The organism is Streptomyces sp. NPDC107498 (genome assembly GCF_055582805.1).
This window is the reverse complement of record NZ_JBVJPE010000013.1, coordinates 206946-223076: the sequence shown is the minus strand read 5'-3', so window position 1 is coordinate 223076 and position 16131 is coordinate 206946. Positions and strand designations below refer to the sequence as shown.

Annotated in this window: 16 protein-coding genes; 11 read left to right on the top strand and 5 right to left on the bottom strand. The window is 71.2% G+C overall.

Going from position 1 to position 16131, the window contains the following annotated elements; all coding sequences use genetic code 11:
• From ACZ66Z_RS23670 to ACZ66Z_RS23660, 3 genes are all read left to right on the top strand, one after another.
• Window positions 1-438, top strand: a 438-nt coding sequence (locus ACZ66Z_RS23670) for a DUF3987 domain-containing protein (protein ID WP_469937001.1), incomplete at its 5' end; no start/stop codon positions are given.
• A gap of 310 nt (window positions 439-748) precedes the next feature.
• Window positions 749-973, top strand: coding sequence for a helix-turn-helix domain-containing protein (locus ACZ66Z_RS23665; RefSeq protein WP_469936999.1), 225 nt, complete (start codon window positions 749-751; stop codon window positions 971-973).
• Between the two features lie 80 nt (window positions 974-1053).
• Complete coding sequence (locus tag ACZ66Z_RS23660; RefSeq protein ID WP_469936997.1) at window positions 1054-2319, top strand: tyrosine-type recombinase/integrase; 1266 nt, start codon at window positions 1054-1056, stop codon at window positions 2317-2319.
• A 75-nt stretch (window positions 2320-2394) separates the two neighbouring features.
• Here the strand turns inward: ACZ66Z_RS23660 and ACZ66Z_RS23655 are convergent, their stop codons facing one another.
• Window positions 2395-3756 (bottom strand): glutamine synthetase family protein, encoded by a 1362-nt coding sequence (locus ACZ66Z_RS23655; RefSeq protein ID WP_190157267.1) that lies wholly within the window; start codon window positions 3754-3756, stop codon window positions 2395-2397.
• 293 nt (window positions 3757-4049) lie between these two features.
• Here ACZ66Z_RS23655 and ACZ66Z_RS23650 point away from each other — a divergent pair, with 293 nt between their 5' ends.
• The 5 genes from ACZ66Z_RS23650 (at window position 4050) to ACZ66Z_RS23630 (ending at window position 8241) form a co-directional block, all read left to right on the top strand.
• Window positions 4050-4388, top strand: a complete 339-nt coding sequence (locus ACZ66Z_RS23650) for a hypothetical protein (RefSeq protein ID WP_469936995.1) — start codon at window positions 4050-4052, stop codon at window positions 4386-4388.
• 91 nt (window positions 4389-4479) lie between these two features.
• Complete coding sequence (locus ACZ66Z_RS23645) at window positions 4480-5157, top strand: DUF3105 domain-containing protein (protein WP_469936993.1); 678 nt, start codon at window positions 4480-4482, stop codon at window positions 5155-5157.
• A complete protein-coding gene (locus tag ACZ66Z_RS23640) occupies window positions 5154-5783 on the top strand; it encodes a DUF305 domain-containing protein (RefSeq protein ID WP_469936991.1) in 630 nt (209 codons plus the stop codon). Before ACZ66Z_RS23645 ends, ACZ66Z_RS23640 begins: the two co-directional genes overlap by 4 nt.
• A 125-nt stretch (window positions 5784-5908) precedes the next feature.
• On the top strand, window positions 5909-6328 hold the full coding sequence (locus ACZ66Z_RS23635; RefSeq protein ID WP_469936989.1) for a CBS domain-containing protein: 420 nt from the start codon (window positions 5909-5911) through the stop codon (window positions 6326-6328).
• Window positions 6329-6480: 152 nt separating this feature from the next.
• Window positions 6481-8241 (top strand): NAD+ synthase, encoded by a 1761-nt coding sequence (locus ACZ66Z_RS23630; RefSeq protein WP_469936987.1) that lies wholly within the window; start codon window positions 6481-6483, stop codon window positions 8239-8241.
• Here ACZ66Z_RS23630 and ACZ66Z_RS23625 read toward each other — a convergent pair.
• The 4 genes from ACZ66Z_RS23625 to ACZ66Z_RS23610 all read right to left on the bottom strand — a co-directional run bounded on the left by ACZ66Z_RS23625 (window position 8207) and on the right by ACZ66Z_RS23610 (window position 13111).
• On the bottom strand, window positions 8207-9439 hold the full coding sequence (locus ACZ66Z_RS23625; protein WP_469936985.1) for an MFS transporter: 1233 nt from the start codon (window positions 9437-9439) through the stop codon (window positions 8207-8209). The genes ACZ66Z_RS23630 and ACZ66Z_RS23625 overlap by 35 nt on opposite strands.
• A 92-nt stretch (window positions 9440-9531) precedes the next feature.
• A complete protein-coding gene (locus ACZ66Z_RS23620) occupies window positions 9532-10554 on the bottom strand; it encodes an endonuclease/exonuclease/phosphatase family protein (RefSeq protein ID WP_469936983.1) in 1023 nt (340 codons plus the stop codon).
• 174 nt (window positions 10555-10728) lie between these two features.
• A complete protein-coding gene (locus ACZ66Z_RS23615; RefSeq protein WP_469936981.1) occupies window positions 10729-11376 on the bottom strand; it encodes a TetR/AcrR family transcriptional regulator in 648 nt (215 codons plus the stop codon).
• A 115-nt stretch (window positions 11377-11491) separates the two neighbouring features.
• Window positions 11492-13111 carry an MFS transporter gene (locus ACZ66Z_RS23610; RefSeq protein WP_469936979.1) on the bottom strand — a complete coding sequence of 540 codons (1620 nt, stop codon included), beginning with the start codon at window positions 13109-13111 and terminating at the stop codon, window positions 11492-11494.
• A 189-nt stretch (window positions 13112-13300) separates the two neighbouring features.
• Between ACZ66Z_RS23610 and panB the strand changes: the two genes are divergently transcribed.
• The 3 genes from panB to ACZ66Z_RS23595 all read left to right on the top strand — a co-directional run bounded on the left by panB (window position 13301) and on the right by ACZ66Z_RS23595 (window position 16131).
• Window positions 13301-14164, top strand: a complete 864-nt coding sequence (gene panB / locus ACZ66Z_RS23605) for a 3-methyl-2-oxobutanoate hydroxymethyltransferase (RefSeq protein WP_469936977.1) — start codon at window positions 13301-13303, stop codon at window positions 14162-14164.
• Between the two features lie 99 nt (window positions 14165-14263).
• Entirely contained in the window at window positions 14264-15274 is a 1011-nt protein-coding gene (locus ACZ66Z_RS23600; protein ID WP_469936975.1) for an ATP-binding cassette domain-containing protein, read from the top strand.
• A complete protein-coding gene (locus tag ACZ66Z_RS23595) occupies window positions 15271-16131 on the top strand; it encodes an ABC transporter permease (RefSeq protein WP_469936973.1) in 861 nt (286 codons plus the stop codon). The genes ACZ66Z_RS23600 and ACZ66Z_RS23595 overlap by 4 nt, the downstream gene beginning before the upstream one ends.

Below are 16131 nucleotides of genomic sequence, written 5' to 3'. Positions count from 1 at the left end.
GTCAACTGGGCCAGCAAGCGCGACGGAGCCGTCGCCCGCATCGCCGGACTCCTCCACCTCGCCACCCACCCCGAGGACGCCTGGACCCGGCCCATTGCCGCGGCGACGATGGCCGACGCCACCCGGCTGGGGGACTACTTCACCGCCCACGCCCTGGACGTCTTCAACGCCATGAAGGCCGACCCCGCCCAGGAAGCCGCCCACACGGTCCTGACCCACCTGACCGAGAACCGCACCGCCACCTTCACCAAGCGCGACCTGTTCCGCGCGATGCCCCGCAGCGAGTTCGCCGCCATGGGCGATCTCGACCCTGCGCTGAACCTGCTGGAGGACCACGGCTGGGTCCGCCAGCAGCCCCCGCCGCCCCGCACCACCCGCGGCGGCCGGCCGCCCTCGCCCCGCTACGAGACCCACCCCCGCCTCACCCCCGGCGCCTGAAAACCCCCAAAACCCGCTGACAGAACTGACAGAACCCCCCGACCAGTCGCCTGAGCTGCGGAAACGAGCACTTTCGGAGCTCTGACAGAACCTCCGGAAACTCTGACAGAACTCAAAAAACCCCGCCCGCCCAGGAGGCGGCCGCTCTGACGGAACCGAGGTTTTCGAGGTTCTGTCAGAGTTTTTTGAGGTTTTGTCACGACGGTCGATGTGGCCGAATCGGCAGGTCAGGGGCCGCGCGGCGGGGTTTTGTCAGTTCTGTCAGTACTTTCCGGGGTTTCCGCGCCCCGGACCGAGCTGAAGGAGCCCGATGGCCCCCGCCAAGACACCCCAGCCCGTCACCACACTCCCCACCCGGTACCTCACCCCGGACGACATCGCCGCCCTCTTCGAGGTCCCCCTGGAGACCGTCTACCACTGGCGCAAGCAGCGCACCGGCCCACCCGGATTCCGGGCCGGCCGCCACGTCCGCTACGACCCCGTCGCCGTCCAGGCCTGGGTCGCCCAGCAGAGCGAGCTCGACGCCGCCGCCTGACGCGCCCCTCACTTGGCCCGTGCCGCCCCACCCGGGGTGGCACGGGCCTTCCCGTACGTCGAAAGGACCCACAGTCACCCATGGCCGGCCACGTCCAAGACCGCTGGTTCAAGACCGAGATCGACCCCGACGGTAAGGAACGCCGGGTCAGGACCGACCGCTACGGCATTGGCATGCGCTACCGCGCCCGCTACATCGGCCCCGACGGTACCGAGAAGTCCAAGAGTTTCCCCGACAAACAGAAGCGTCTCGCCGAAAAGTGGCTCTCCAACACCGAGGCCGACATGTCCCGGGGCCAGTACATCGATCCTGGTGCCAGCCGAATCACGTTCCGGCAGTACGGCGAGAAGTGGCTCGCTTCCCAGACCACGGACCCGACTACGCGGACGACCGTGAGCGTGCATCTTCGGCTCCACGCGTTCCCGTATCTCGGGACTCGGCCGATCGACTCGTTCCGCCCCGAGCACATCCGCGAGTGGCTCGCGGACCTGGAGAACGCGCTGCCTGTGTCCTCCTACCGGCGCGTCATCTTCGCCAGCGTCTCTGCCGTTCTCGCCGCGGCCGTCGATGACGACCTGCTCGCCAAGAACCCGTGCAAGTCCCGTTCCGTCCGACCGCCGGCGCCCGTCCCGCCTCGCGTGAAGCCGTGGACCGCCGCGCGACTGTTCGCGGTGCGGTCCGCACTACCGAAGCAGTACCAGACGATGGTCGACCTCGGCGGCGGGTGCGGGCTCCGCCAAGGGGAGATCTTCGGTCTCGCCGAGGAGCACGTCCGGTTCGACACCGGCTGGCTTCACGTGGCCAACCAGGTGAAGGTCGTCAACGGTCACCTGGTATTCGGCCCGCCGAAGCGCGGAAAGGAACGGGACGTCCCGCTCCCCCGCCAGGTCGCTCGCATTCTCCGCCAGCACGCCGAGGAATTCCCTCCAGTCGACGTCTCCCTACCCTGGCTGAAGCCCGATGGGTCGCTCGTCACGAAGCGTCTGTTCTTCTCCCTCAAGGGTGGCGGCGCCGTGCGGCGTACCGACTTCAACACCCGCGTGTGGAAGCTCGCGCTTGTCCAGGCCGGCGTCATTCCGGAGCCCAAGGAGGGCGAGCGCCACCAGGCGGCCCGAGAGCACGGGATGCACGCGCTGAGGCACTTCTACGCTTCCGTCCTCCTGGACGCCGGCGAGAACATCAAGGCGCTCAGCACGTACCTGGGCCACGGCGACCCCGGCTTCACGCTCCGGGTCTACACGCACCTCATGCCGAGCAGCGACGGGCGGACCCGCCGGGCCGTGGATGGGCTCTACGAGGGCGCCGTTTCCACGTCCGACGGCCCAGAGACGGCCCAGGCCGAGTGAGACGACTCAGGGCCGATGGTTCGCGACCGTCGGCCCTGATCGTCAATTCCGGGTTCTACCCGCTCTGACCTGTGCTTACAGCACCGGCAGGTTCTTCCGCAGCTCGAAGGCGGTGACCTCGGAGCGGTACTCCTCCCACTCCTGCTTCTTGTTGCGCAGGAAGAAGTCGAAGACGTGCTCGCCCAGCGTCTCGGCGACCAGTTCGCTCTTCTCCATCAGGGCGATCGCCTCTCCCAGGTTCTGCGGGAGCGGCTCGATGCCCATCGCGCGGCGCTCCGAGTCGGAGAGGGCCCAGACGTCGTCGTCGGCGCCGGCCGGGAGTTCGTACCCCTCCTCGATGCCCTTGAGGCCGGCGGCGAGGAGGACCGCGTAGGTCAGGTACGGGTTGGCGCCCGAGTCGATGGAGCGGACCTCGACGCGGGACGAACCCGTCTTGCCCGGCTTGTACATGGGGACGCGGATGAGCGCGGAGCGGTTGTTGTGGCCCCAGCAGATGTACGAGGGGGCCTCGCCGCCCGAGCCGGCGGTGCGGGAGGAGCCGCCCCAGATGCGCTTGTACGAGTTGACCCACTGGTTGGTGACGGCGGAGATCTCTCCCGCGTGGCGCAGGAGGCCCGCGATGAAGGAGCGGCCGACCTTGGACAGCTGGTACTCGGCGCCCGACTCGTAGAAGGCGTTCCGGTCGCCCTCGAAGAGCGACAGGTGGGTGTGCATGCCCGAGCCGGGGTAGTCCGAGAACGGCTTCGGCATGAACGTGGCCTGCACGCCCTGCTCCAGGGCCACCTGCTTCATGACCAGGCGGAAGGTCATGATGTTGTCCGCCGTGGACAGGGCGTCGGCGTAGCGGAGGTCGATCTCCTGCTGGCCGGGCGCGCCCTCGTGGTGGGAGAACTCCACCGAGATGCCCATCGATTCGAGCATGGTGATGGCCTGGCGGCGGAAGTCCATGCCGACGTTCTGCGGGGTGTGGTCGAAGTAGCCCGAGTTGTCGGCGGGGGTGGGCCGGGAGCCGTCGAGCGGCTTGTCCTTCAGGAGGAAGAACTCGATCTCGGGGTGGGTGTAGAAGGTGAAGCCGAGGTCGGAGGTCTTGGCCAGGGCCCGCTTCAGGACGTAGCGCGGGTCGGCGAAGGAGGGCGAGCCGTCCGGCATCAGGATGTCGCAGAACATCCGGGCGGTGCCCGGCGCCTCGGCGCGCCACGGCAGGATCTGGAAGGTGCCCGGGTCCGGCTTGGCGATCATGTCCGACTCATAGACGCGGGCGAAGCCCTCGATCGCGGAGCCGTCGAAGCCGATGCCCTCGTCGAAGGCCTGCTCCAGCTCGGCGGGCGCCACGGCCACCGACTTGAGGAAGCCGAGCACGTCGGTGAACCACAGACGTACGAAGCGGATGTCGCGCTCCTCGAGCGTACGGAGCACGAATTCCTGCTGCTTGTCCATTTCCACACCCATCCTCGCTGGTCAGGCCGCCTGCTCCCACCGCCTCCGGTACATCGGGGGGCACCTGAGCATCCCACCACATGGTTTCGCGCACGTTGCACACCCATACTGCCTGCTCGGATGTGACTCGGGTAACGGGAGAACGGCCGGATCCGGGTGCTTCCCCGCCCGTCCGGCGCCCGCCCGCCGGTACCGAGTGGTACCCCGTTCGGCCCACGGGGGCCTCTCGCCCACTACGATCTGCGCCCATGGGGGCCACACGGCTCGTACGCCTGTCCCGACACGCGCGTCCCATGGCACTGGCGAGTGCCGTGGCGACGCTCCTCGCCGCGCTCTTCCTCTGCCAGGGGACGGTGCCGGAGCGGCACGGCGCCCCGCACGGGGCGGGCCCGCGGACGGTGACGGCCGTCGCCGCCACCGGCGAGTACGTCTGCCCGTACGACCGCGGCGGCTGCTCCCTCTTCCCCTCGCTCTCCCCCGCCGTGCTCAGCGCGCCCCCGCTCGACGCCCCGCTCCACGCGGAGGGCGGATCGCCGCGTCTCGCGCCGCCCCCCGGCGACGGGCCGTCGCGCCGCCCGGGCGCCCGGCCTCGCGCACCGGACCTGCACGTCCTTCAAGTTCTCCGGACGTAGCGGCGGCGGGCGCCCCGCCCCCGAGGCGGGCCCCGTCCCCGCGCGTCCACCCCCGAACTCCACCCCACTCCCGAAGAAGGACGACATCACCATGGCCGCCAACCGCTCCGCCACCGCCGACCGCCGCGCCCGAATAGAGGAGATGCGCCGCGCCGAGCAGGCCCGTGAGCGCCGCAACCGCTTCGTCACCATCGGCGTCTCCGCCGTCGTCGTGCTCGGCCTCGTCGGCTTCGGCACCTTCGTGCTGATGAAGAAGTCCGACGAGCAGGACGCCAAGGACGCCGCCGCGAAGGCCCCCATCGCGGCCGAGAAGTCCTGGGACCCGAAGAAGCTCGGCCGCAACCACGTCGAGACGGCCGTCAAGTACGACATGAAGCCGCCGGTCGGCGGCGACCACAACCCGGTCTGGCAGAACTGCGACGGCGTGGTCTACACGAAGAAGGTCGCCGACGTGAACGCCGTGCACTCCCTGGAGCACGGGGCCGTCTGGGTGACGTACAACAAGAAGGCCTCCCAGGCCGACGTGAAGAAGCTGGCCGACAAGGTCGGCAAGACCAAGTACTCGCTGATGAGCCCCGTGGACGACCAGACCGGGGCGATCATGCTCTCCGCCTGGGGCAAGCAGGTGACCGTGGACGGCGCCGACGACCCCCGCGTCGACGCCTTCTTCACGAAGTACGTGCAGGGGCCGCAGACCCCGGAGCCGGGCGCGGCCTGCACGGGCGGGGTCGGCGCGGACGGCCAGGGCGGCACGGGGATGGGCCAGTGAGGCTGGGCCGTACGCAGGGGGCGGCGGTCGCCGCCGTCGCCCTGGCGCTGCTGTTCGCCGGGGGCGCGGTCACCGTCGCCTCCGCCGACCGCGACGAGGCCCCGGCCACACCGGCCTCCTCGTCCGCGGACGCCGGTTTCGCCCGGGACATGTCCGTCCATCACCAGCAGGCCGTCGAGATGTCGTTCATCGTCCGGGACCGGACGAAGGACGAGGAGGTGCGGCGGCTCGCGTACGACATCGCCAACACCCAGGCCAACCAGCGGGGCATGATGCTCGGCTGGCTCGACCTGTGGGGGCTGCCGAAGAACGAGTCCGGCGTCGAGCCGATGACCTGGATGGGCATGGGCGTCTCGGCCGACGCGGACGCGCTGGACGGGGCCCTGATGCCGGGCATGGCGACCGACGCGCAGCTGGACGAGTTGCGGAAGGCCAGTGGCCGGGAGGCCGAGGTCCTGTACCTGAAGCTCATGACCGCGCACCACAGGGGCGGGGTCCACATGGCCGAGGGCTGCGTCCAGAAGTGCGGTGTGGAGATCGAGCGGAACCTCGCGCAGGGCATGGTCGACGCGCAGACGTCCGAGATGGCGCTGATGGCGGACATGCTGAGGAAGCGCGGGGCCTGACCCCGCCGGACCGGCACGCGGCCCCCGCGACCCGCTGCGGTCGCGGGGGCCGCGCCGTCCACGGACAATGGAGGGGGCTCGGGGACTTCGTACGACGACGACGTTCGACGAAAGGTACGCACCCCATGACCACGGCGAAGGACATCATGCACTCCGGGGCCCAGTGGATCCCGGCACACGAGACGCTCGACCGTGCCGCGCAGATGATGCGCGACCACAACGTGGGCTCGCTGCCCATCGCCGACGAGAACGAACGGCTCTGCGGCATCATCACGGACCGCGACATCGTCGTCGGCTGTGTGGCCGAGGGCCACGACCCGTCCAGGATCACCTGTGGCGACATGGCGAAGGGCACCCCGCGCTGGGTCGAGTCGGACGCGGACGTGGGCGCCGTCCTGGAGGAGATGCAGAGCCACCAGATCCGGCGGCTGCCGGTCATCGAGGACAAGCGGCTCGTCGGCATGATCAGCGAGGCCGATCTGGCCCAGCACCTGTCGGACGAGCAGATCAAGGCGTTCGTCTCGAGCGTCTACGCCGCTTCCTGACCGTCCTCCGATCCGTACCCGACCCGCTCTCCGATCCGTACCCGACCCTTCCCCGCCGTTCCGGCCCGTTTCGAGCGCCGCCCGGACCCCCGCGCGTCCGGGCGGTCCCCGTCCCCAGGACATAGCGTCGGTCTGACGATTACACTGGCCGGGTGCCTCAACTACGCCTCGCCCTGAATCAGATCGACTCGACCGTCGGAGACCTCGCCGGGAACGCCGAGGCGATCGTGCACTGGACCCGGCACGCCGCCGGACAGGGCGCGCATCTCGTCGCGTTCCCCGAGATGGCGCTGACCGGATATCCCGTCGAGGACCTCGCCCTGCGCTCCTCCTTCGTCGAGGCGTCCCGGACGGCCCTGCGGGGTCTCGCCCGGCGCCTCGCGGACGAGGGGTTCGGGGAGGTGCCGGTCGTCGTCGGCTACCTCGACCGCTCCGACCGGGCCGAGCCGCGGCTCGGCCGTCCGGCCGGATCGCCGGAGAACGCCGCGGCCGTGCTGCACGGGGGCGAGGTGGTGCTGCGCTTCGCCAAGCACCACCTGCCGAACTACGGCGTCTTCGACGAGTACCGCTACTTCGTGCAGGGCGACACCCTGCCGGTCGTCCGCGTCCACGGCGTCGACGTGGCCCTCGCGATCTGCGAGGACCTCTGGCAGGAGGGGGGCCGGGTCCCGGCGGCGCGCAGCGCCCGGGCGGGGCTGCTGCTGTCGGTCAACGCCTCGCCGTACGAGCGGGACAAGGACGACACCCGGCTCGAACTGGTCCGCAAGCGGGCCCGGGAGGCGGGGTGCGTCACCGCGTACCTGGCCATGACGGGCGGTCAGGACGAGCTGGTCTTCGACGGCGACTCGATCGTCGTGGACGCGGCCGGCGAAGTCGTCGCGCGCGCACCGCAGTTCGTGGAGGGCAGCATGATCCTCGACCTGGAGCTGCCGGCGGCGGAGGCGGACGCGCCCGAGGGCCTGGTGGACGACGGGCTGCGGATCGACCGGGTGGTGCTGTCGGAGGAGCCGTTGCCGGCGTACGAGCCGGAGCTGACGGGCGGGTACGCGCACCGGCTCGACGACGACGAGGAGATCTACTCGGCGTTGGTGATCGGCCTGCGGGCGTACGTCGCGAAGAACGGTTTCCGCTCGGTGCTCGTCGGGCTCTCCGGCGGCATCGACTCGGCGCTCGTCGCGGCGATCGCCTGCGACGCGCTGGGCGCGGACCACGTGTACGGGGTGTCGATGCCCTCGAAGTACTCCTCCGACCACTCGCGCGGCGACGCGGTCGAGCTGGCCCGCCGGACCGGGCTGCACTTCCGCACCCTGTCGATCGAGCCGATGTTCGACGCGTACATGGGCGCGCTCGGGCTCACCGGCCTCGCCGAGGAGAACCTCCAGTCGCGGCTGCGCGGCACGATGCTGATGGCGCTCTCCAACCAGGAGGGGCACCTCGTCCTCGCGCCCGGCAACAAGTCGGAGCTGGCGGTGGGCTATTCGACGCTGTACGGCGACTCCGTCGGTGCGTTCGGCCCCATCAAGGACGTCTACAAGTCGACCGTCTTCCGGCTCGCCCGCTGGCGGAACCGGGCGGCCGAGGACCGCGGCCAGACCCCGCCGATCCCTGAGGGATCGATCACCAAGCCGCCCAGCGCCGAGCTGCGCCCGGGCCAGGTCGACACGGACTCGCTGCCGGACTACGACGTCCTGGACGCGGTCCTCTCGCTGTACGTGGACCAGGACCGGGGCCGAGACGCCGTCGTGGCGGCCGGGTTCGACGAGGAGCTGGTGACGCGGACGCTGCGGATGGTGGACGCGGCGGAGTACAAGCGGCGCCAGTACCCGCCGGGCACCAAGATCTCGGCGAAGGGCTTCGGCAAGGACCGCCGGCTCCCGATCACGAACCGCTGGCGGGAGACGCCGCTCCGGTGAGCCGCTCGTCCCCGAGGGGGCTTCCCGCGACGACGCGGGAGGCCCCCTTCCCCGTGCCGGGGCGGTCCAGGAGGCCCGCCGGCACCGCGATCGCCAGGCCGACGGCGGTGAGGGCCGCGCCGACGAGGGCCGGGGAGGCCCAGCCCCAGCCCGCGGCGACGGCGGCGCCGCCGGCCCAGGCGCCGCCCGCGTTGGCGAGGTTGAAGGCGGAGTGGTTGGAGGCGGAGGCGAGCGTCGGGGCGTCCTTCGCCTTGCGCATGACCAGCATCTGGAGCGGGGTGGTCGTCATGAAGCCGACCGCGCCGAGCACGACGACCGTGACCAGCGCCAGCCAGGGCACGTGGACGGTGAGGCGGAAGGCGGCGAGGGCGAGGACGAGGGCCGCGAGCGAGCCGTACAGCGTGGGGCGCAGCGCCCGGTCGGTCAGCGGCCCGGCGGCGAGCGCCCCGCCGGTCATGCCGAGGCCGAAGAGGGCGAGGACGACCGTGACGGTGGAGTCGCCGAAGCCCATGACCTCGGTCGTCATCGAGGCGAGGTACGCGTAGACGGCGAAGACGCCCGCGAAGCCGAAGACGGCCGTGAGCAGCCCGAGCAGCACCTGCGGCCTGCCGAGCGCGCGCACCTCGCGGCCGAGGCCCTGCCGCCCGTCCACGGGGACGTGCGGGACGAGGCGGGCGAGCGCGGCCATGGCGAGCAGGCCGATCGCGGAGACCACGAGGAAGGTGGCCCGCCAGCCGAGGTGCTGGCCGAGCAGGGTCGCGGTCGGCACGCCGAGGACGTTGGCGACGGTGAGACCGAGGAACATCGTGGCGACCGCCCGCGCCTGCCGGTCCTCGTGCACGAGCCGGGCGGCGACGACCGCGCCGAGGCCGAAGAACGCGCCGTGCGGGAGCCCGGCGAGGACCCGGCCGGCGACGAGCCAGCCGAAGCCGGGGGCGAGCGCGGTGGCGAGGTTGCCGACCGTGAAGAGCGCCATCAGCAGGAGCAGCATCCGCTTGCGCGGGACGCGGGAGCCGAGGGCGGTGAGGAGCGGGGCGCCGACGACCACTCCGATCGCGTACGCCGAGACGAGGTGTCCGGCGGTGGGGACGGAGGTGCCGAGGTCGTCGGCGACCTGCGGGAGCAGGCCCATCATCACGAATTCGGTGGTGCCGATGCCGAAGGCGGAGACGGCGAGCGCGAGCAGCGCCAGGGGCATGGGGGGAGCCTTTCCGGAAGTTAGTTCTTCGACGGAACAAAGTCTCCCAGGTGTTTCCCTCCCCCCGGCGTCCGGGGTGTGAAGGCCGGGTTTCAGAACGCCACGCGGGCGGCGACCGGAAGGTGGTCGCTGTCGGTCTCCGGCAGCGCCCAGGAGGACGTCGGCTCCACGCCCTTGACCATGATCTGGTCGATCCGGGCCATCGGGAACGAGGCCGGCCAGCTGAAGCCGAAGCCGTCGCCCGCCGCGCCCTGGGTGGAGCGCAGCTGCGAGGTGACGGCGTTGAGGGCGCGGTCGTTCATGGTGCCGTTGAGGTCGCCGAGGAGGACGATCCGCTCGTGCCGGTCGTCGGCGATGGCCTCGCCGAGGGCGTTGGCGCTGGTGTCGCGCTGGTTGGCGGTGAACCCGGCGTTCAGCTTGACCCGGACGGACGGGAGGTGGGCGACGTACACGGCCACCTCGCCCTTCGGCGTGACGACCGAGGCGCGCATGGCGCGGGTCCAGCCCATGTGGATGTCGACGGGCTGCGCGGCCCGCAGCGGCAGCTTGCTCCAGAGGCCGACCGTGCCCTGGACGGAGTGGTACGGGTAGGTCTCGGCGAGCCCCTTCTCGTAGACCGGGACCATGTCGCCCTTCAGCTCCTCCAGGGCGAGCACGTCGGCGCCGGAGGCGGCGAGCAGCCGGGCCGTGCCCTCGGGGTCGGGGTTGTCGGCGTTCACGTTGTGGGTGGCGACGGTCAGGTCGCCGCCCGGGGCCGACTTGTCCGCGACGAGGCCGCCGAAGAGGTTGAGCCACACCGCGGCCGGCAGGAGCACGGCGATCAGAGCGGTCGCGGAACGGCGCACGAGGGCGAGCACCAGCAGCAGCGGCACGAAGACGCCGAGCCAGGGCAGGAAGGTCTCGGTGAGGCTGCCCAGGTTGCCGATCCGGTTGGGGATGTCGGAGTGGAACACCATGAGCAGCGTGAGCGCCACGGCGGTCACGGCGAGCAGGATGCCCCGGCGCCAGATCCCGCGGTCGCGGCGGAGCCCGTCGAGTGCGGCCCGGAACCGGGAACGGGGACGCTCGCTCCCCGCGCCGCCGTGGTCGGTCTCCGTCATGTCCACCCGCGCCATCGCACTGTCCTCACTGCCTTGCTGCCGTGCCGTCCCGCTCCGTGACCCGACGTCGACACTAGGCGATGACGGGTCCGTCGTACTCACCCAGGGACGACAGCGGCGCGTGGCGGGTTCCTGCAGGTGGCGCGGGCGGGAAGGCTGTGACAGAACGCGCACATTCGTACGGTTCGGTCAACGGCGCGGGCGCAGGCCCTCCATGACGGCGTCGACGACCCGCTCGGCGAGGCCGGGCTCCAGGGGGGAGCCGGGCCGGATGACGGTGCGGAGGAGCAGCGGGCCGGTGAAGAGGTCGTTGACGAACTCGACGTCGAGGTCGTCGCGGATCTCGCCCAGCTCCATGCCGCGCCGGACCGCGTCGAGCCCGAGGCGGCGGCGCGGTTCGATGACGGTGTTCTGGTAGGCCTCCCACAGCTTGGGATAGGCCTGCATCTGCGAGAAGACGTTGTGGAGCAGGGCGGAGGACCGTTTGGCGAGGCCGCGCCGCCGCAGCGTCTCCAGGAGCATGACGAGGTCGTCCCGGACCGAGGTGCCGGTGAGCGCCGGGTCCTCCGGTTCCACGGAGCGGAGGAGCTCGACGAAGAGCTCCTCCTTGCCGGGCCAGCGGCGGTAGATGGTGGCCTTGCCGACTCCGGCGGTGCGGGCGATCCGCTCGATGGACAGCTCGGTGAGCGGGACGCCCTCCTCCAGGAGGCCGACGACCGCGTCGAAGATGGCCTGTTCGACCGCCTCGGACCGCGGCCGTCCCCGCCGGGACGTCTCCGGCGGGGGCGCCGACTCGTCGTTCTGGGGTCCGGGGTTCCCGCTGTCCTGCAGGGACACGTGCGCTCCGTCTCTCGTCGGGTACTGCCTGTCGCCCCCCGATTCTCCCCCGCGCCCCGCCCCGCCGTCGTGGGCGATCACCCCGACGGGACGACCGCCCCACGGGCGCGGGGCCCTAGCGGCCGGCCGGGGCCGTCGCCCGGGTCCCGTCGGCGGCCGCGTCCGTCTCCGTACCGCCGGGGCCCGGGCGGCCCGGCAGGAACGCGGCCACGACCGCCGCGCCGACCAGGCCGATCGCCGCCGAGGCGATCGCCGTGACGTGCATGGCGTCCAGGAAGGCCGTGTACGCGGGGCCGACCAGGCCCTCGCCCGCCGGGCCGAGCTTCGCCGCGACCGCGAGCGTGGCCTCGATGGACTCGCCCGCCGTGTCGCGCAGGGCCGCCGGGACGGCGCCCAGGTGCCCCTCGATCTCGCCCCGGTACGTGGAGGAGAGCACCGAGCCGAGGACGGCCACGCCCAGCGCGCCGCCGACCTGCCGGAAGGTGTTGTTGATGGCGGAGCCGGAGCCCGCCTTCTCGCGGGGCAGCGCCTGCATGATCGCGACCGTGACCGGCGGCATGATGTGCGCCATGCCCGCGCCCTGGAGGAAGAAGACGACTTCCAGGACCCAGACGGGGGTGTCGGCCTCGAAGAAGGCGAAGGCCGCGAGACCGAGGGCGACGAGCAGCATGCCGCCGGTGCAGACCGCCCGGGCGCCGAAGCGTTCGACGACGAGCCGCGCGCGGGGCGCGAAGACCATCTGCGCGACGGCGAGCGGCAGGATGAGCAGCCCGGACTCCAGCGCGGTGTAGCCGCGCACGCTCTGCAGGTAGAAGGCGGAGAAGAAGGTCACGCCCATGAGGGCGAAGAAGACGAGCGCGATCGCGGCGACGGCCGCCGAGAACGCGGGCTTCTTGAAGTACGACATGTCGATGGCCGGGTGGGTGCTGCGCCGCTCGTGGAGGACGAAGACGACGAGGACCGCGAGGCCGCCGAGGACGGGGGCGAGGACGGTCGCGTCGGTGAAGCTCGCCAGCTCGCCGCCGCGGATGATCCCGTACACGAGGAGGACGAGTCCGACGACGGAGAGCAGCACGCCGGGTATGTCGACGCGGCCGGGCCGGGGGTCCCGGGAGTCGGGCACGAGCCACAGCATCAGGACGAGGGCGAGGAGCACCACGGGCACGTTGACGAGGAAGATCGATCCCCACCAGAAGTGTTCGAGGAGGATGCCGCCGGTGATGGGGCCGACGGCGATGGCGAGGCCGACGCTGCCGGCCCAGATGCCGATGGCCTTGGGCTGCTCGTCGCGCTCGAAGACGTTCATGAGGACGGCGAGCGTCGCGGGCATGACGAAGGCGGCGCCGAGGCCCATGACGGCCCGGTAGGCGATGAGTTCGCCCGGGGTGCCGGAGAGCGCGGCGAGGGCGGAGCCGATGCCGAAGACGGTGATGCCGAAGAGCAGCACCTTCTTGCGGCCGAGGCGGTCGCCGAGGAGGCCGGAGGTGAAGAGGAGTCCGGCGAAGACCAGCGTGTAGGAGTTGATGGACCACTCCAGCTCGCTCTGGGTGGCGCCGATGCCGGTGGGCGCGGGGGCGGCGATCGTCCTCACCGCGACGTTCAGGATCGAGTTGTCGAGGACGACGATCAGCAGGCTGAGCATGAGGACGCCGAGGACGGCCCAGCGCCGTCGGTGGACGGCCTCGGGGACGCGGGGCCCGGCGGGCGGGGTGGGTGCGGTGGACGGCTGTGACATGATCACCACCTTAGGGCAATTTCGATACGAGACCGTCTCGTATCGAAAAAGATGGCAGAGGCTTTACGTTGCGGCGGTGTGAACAGCACCACTCCGGCCCACTTCCCCGGCCGCCCGGCGAAGTGCCACCATGGACGTGGTCCGGGGACGCCACAGGGCGCCTCGAGATGACAAGAGGAGCCGTTCACCATGACGCTTCAGGCTGCCCGGAAAGAGCCCACCGACAGCAGCAAGGCGCTGTACGGCGGGAAGGGCACGCGCCGCATCACCGTCCACGACATCGCCGCCGCCAAGGCCCGCGGCGAGAAGTGGCCCATGCTCACCGCCTACGACGCGATGACCGCGTCGGTCTTCGACGAGGCCGGCATCCCGGTGATCCTCGTCGGCGACTCGATGGGCAACTGTCACCTCGGCTACGACACCACCGTGCCCGTCACGATGGACGAGATGACGTTCCTGTCCGCCGCCGTCGTCCGGGGCACCAGGCGCGCCCTCGTCGTCGGCGACCTGCCGTTCGGTTCGTACCAGGAAGGACCCGTCCAGGCGCTGCGCAACGCCACCCGCCTCGTCAAGGACGCGGGCGTCGGCGCCATCAAGCTGGAGGGCGGCGAGCGCTCGCTGCCGCAGACCGAGCTGCTCGTCCAGGCCGGCATCCCCGTCATGTCCCACCTGGGACTCACCCCGCAGTCCGTCAACACCATGGGCTACCGGGTGCAGGGCCGCTCCGACGAGGCCGCCCACCGGCTCCTCAGCGACGCCAAGGCGGCACAGGACGCGGGCGCCTTCGCCGTCGTCCTGGAGCTCGTACCGGCCGAACTGGCCGCCGAGGTCACCCGCTCCCTGCACATCCCGACCATCGGCATCGGCGCCGGCGCCGGCACCGACGCGCAGGTCCTCGTCTGGACCGACATGGCCGGCCTGACCGGCGGCAAGGTGCCGCGCTTCACCAAGCAGTACGCCAACCTCCGCGAGACGCTCGGCGACGCCGCCCGCGCCTTCGCCGAGGACGTCGGCGGCGGGGCGTTCCCCGCCGAGGAGCACACCTTCCACTAGGCCCGCAGCGCCACTGCGGCCACCCCCGACAGCCCGCCGACATCCCCGTCGGCGGGCTGTCGGTCGTCTGTCGGGGGGTTGTCGGCGGCGCCGTGTTCCATGGTGGACATGACGCGATCACACACCAACGCCGTCGAGGTCCGGGGCCTCGTGAAGCACTTCGGCGAGACGAAGGCCCTCGACGGGGTCGACCTGGACGTCCGGGAGGGCACGGTCCTCGGGGTCCTCGGCCCCAACGGCGCCGGGAAGACCACCCTCGTCCGCTGCCTGTCCACCCTCCTCGTCCCGGACGCCGGGACCGCCACCGTCGCCGGCTACGACGTGGTGCGGCACCCCCGTCAGCTGCGCCGCACCATCGGCCTCACCGGCCAGTACGCCTCGGTCGACGAGAAGCTGTCCGGCCGGGAGAACCTCTACATGATCGGGCGGCTGCTCGACCTCTCCCGCGCCGACGCCCGCCGCCGCGCCGACGAGATGCTGGAGCGGTTCTCCCTCACCGACGCCGCCAAGCGCCCGGCCATGAACTACTCCGGCGGCATGCGGCGCCGTCTCGACCTCGCCGCCTCGATGATCGGGCAGCCCGCCGTCCTCTACCTGGACGAGCCCACCACCGGCCTCGACCCGCGCACCCGCAACGAGGTGTGGGACGAGGTGCAGCGCATGGTCTCCGAGGGTGCGACCGTCCTGCTCACCACCCAGTACATGGAGGAGGCGGAGCAGCTCGCGAGCGAGCTGACCGTCATCGACCGGGGCCGGGTCATCGCCAAGGGCGGGGTCGACGAGCTCAAGGCCAAGGTCGGCGGCCGGACCCTGAAGGTCCGTCCCGTGGACCCGGGCCAGTTGTCCGTCATGGCCGCCGCGCTCCGCGAGACCGGCCTCGACGGGGTCGCCGGCTCGACCGTCGTGCCCGACGAGGGCGTGCTGTACGTGCCGATCCTCGCCGACGAGCAGCTGACCGCCGTCGTGGGCCTGCTCGGCGCGCGCGGCTTCGGCATCGCCCACATCGGCACCCACCTGCCCAGCCTGGACGAGGTGTTCCTCGCGATCACCGGTCAGAAGACCGCCGACTCCGAGCTTTCCGACGCGATCACCGAGGAGGTCGCCGCGTGAGCACGACCACTGTCACCGAGTCCCCCGCCGGCACCCGCGGTCCGGGCCCGGCCGCGCCGCGCACCGCCCCCGTCGCGGAGGGCCGGATCGGCCTGCGGGCCAACCTCCGCCACATCGGCGCCCTGGCCCGGCGCAACGCCCTCCAGATCAAGCAGGACCCGGAGTCGATGTTCGACGCCGTCCTGATGCCGATCATCTTCATCCTGCTGTTCGTGTACGTCTTCGGCGGCGCCATCGCCGGCAAGGGCAACAACGACGCGTACGTGAACTACGTGACGCCCGGCCTGATGGCGATGATGGGCATGAACATCGCCATGGCCGTCGGAGTCGGCATCAACGACGACTTCAAGAAGGGGGTCATGGACCGGTTCCGGACGATGCCGATCGCCCGTTCCTCGGTCCTCGTCGCGAAGATCGTCGTCGAGGTGGGCCGCATGCTCATCGCCACCTCGATCCTGCTCGGCATGGGCTTCCTGCTCGGCCTGGAGATCCACACCTCGGTCCTGCACCTCTTCGCCGCGATCGGCCTGTCGATGGTGTTCGGGGCCTCCCTCATGTGGATCTTCATCCTGCTCGGCCTCACCATGAAGACGGCCCAGGCCGTCCAGGGCGTGGCCATGCTGGTCCTGATGCCGCTCCAGTTCGGCTCGTCGATCTTCGCCCCGCCGACCTCGATGCCCGGCTGGCTGGAGGCCTTCACCGACTACAACCCGCTGTCCAACCTCGCCGACGCCGCCCGCGCCCTGATCAACGGCGGCCCGGTCGCCCACTCGGTGTGGATGGTCCTCGGCTGGGCGGCGCTGATCACCGTCGTGACGGCACCGCTCGCGGTCGCCAAGTTCCGCAAGAAGACCTGA

Bases quoted from the DNA above. Each gene is read 5' to 3' on its own strand.
- ACZ66Z_RS23665 (WP_469936999.1), top strand. From the start codon at position 749: ATGGCCCCCGCCAAGACACCCCAGCCCGTCACCACACTCCCCACCCGG.
- ACZ66Z_RS23660 (WP_469936997.1), top strand. From the start codon at position 1,054: ATGGCCGGCCACGTCCAAGACCGCTGGTTCAAGACCGAGATCGACCCC.
- ACZ66Z_RS23655 (WP_190157267.1), bottom strand. From the start codon at position 3,756: ATGGACAAGCAGCAGGAATTCGTGCTCCGTACGCTCGAGGAGCGCGAC.
- ACZ66Z_RS23650 (WP_469936995.1), top strand. From the start codon at position 4,050: ATGGCACTGGCGAGTGCCGTGGCGACGCTCCTCGCCGCGCTCTTCCTC.
- ACZ66Z_RS23645 (WP_469936993.1), top strand. From the start codon at position 4,480: ATGGCCGCCAACCGCTCCGCCACCGCCGACCGCCGCGCCCGAATAGAG.
- ACZ66Z_RS23635 (WP_469936989.1), top strand. From the start codon at position 5,909: ATGACCACGGCGAAGGACATCATGCACTCCGGGGCCCAGTGGATCCCG.
- ACZ66Z_RS23625 (WP_469936985.1), bottom strand. From the start codon at position 9,439: ATGCCCCTGGCGCTGCTCGCGCTCGCCGTCTCCGCCTTCGGCATCGGC.
- ACZ66Z_RS23620 (WP_469936983.1), bottom strand. From the start codon at position 10,554: ATGGCGCGGGTGGACATGACGGAGACCGACCACGGCGGCGCGGGGAGC.
- ACZ66Z_RS23610 (WP_469936979.1), bottom strand. From the start codon at position 13,111: ATGTCACAGCCGTCCACCGCACCCACCCCGCCCGCCGGGCCCCGCGTC.
- panB (WP_469936977.1), top strand. From the start codon at position 13,301: ATGACGCTTCAGGCTGCCCGGAAAGAGCCCACCGACAGCAGCAAGGCG.
- ACZ66Z_RS23600 (WP_469936975.1), top strand. From the start codon at position 14,264: ATGGTGGACATGACGCGATCACACACCAACGCCGTCGAGGTCCGGGGC.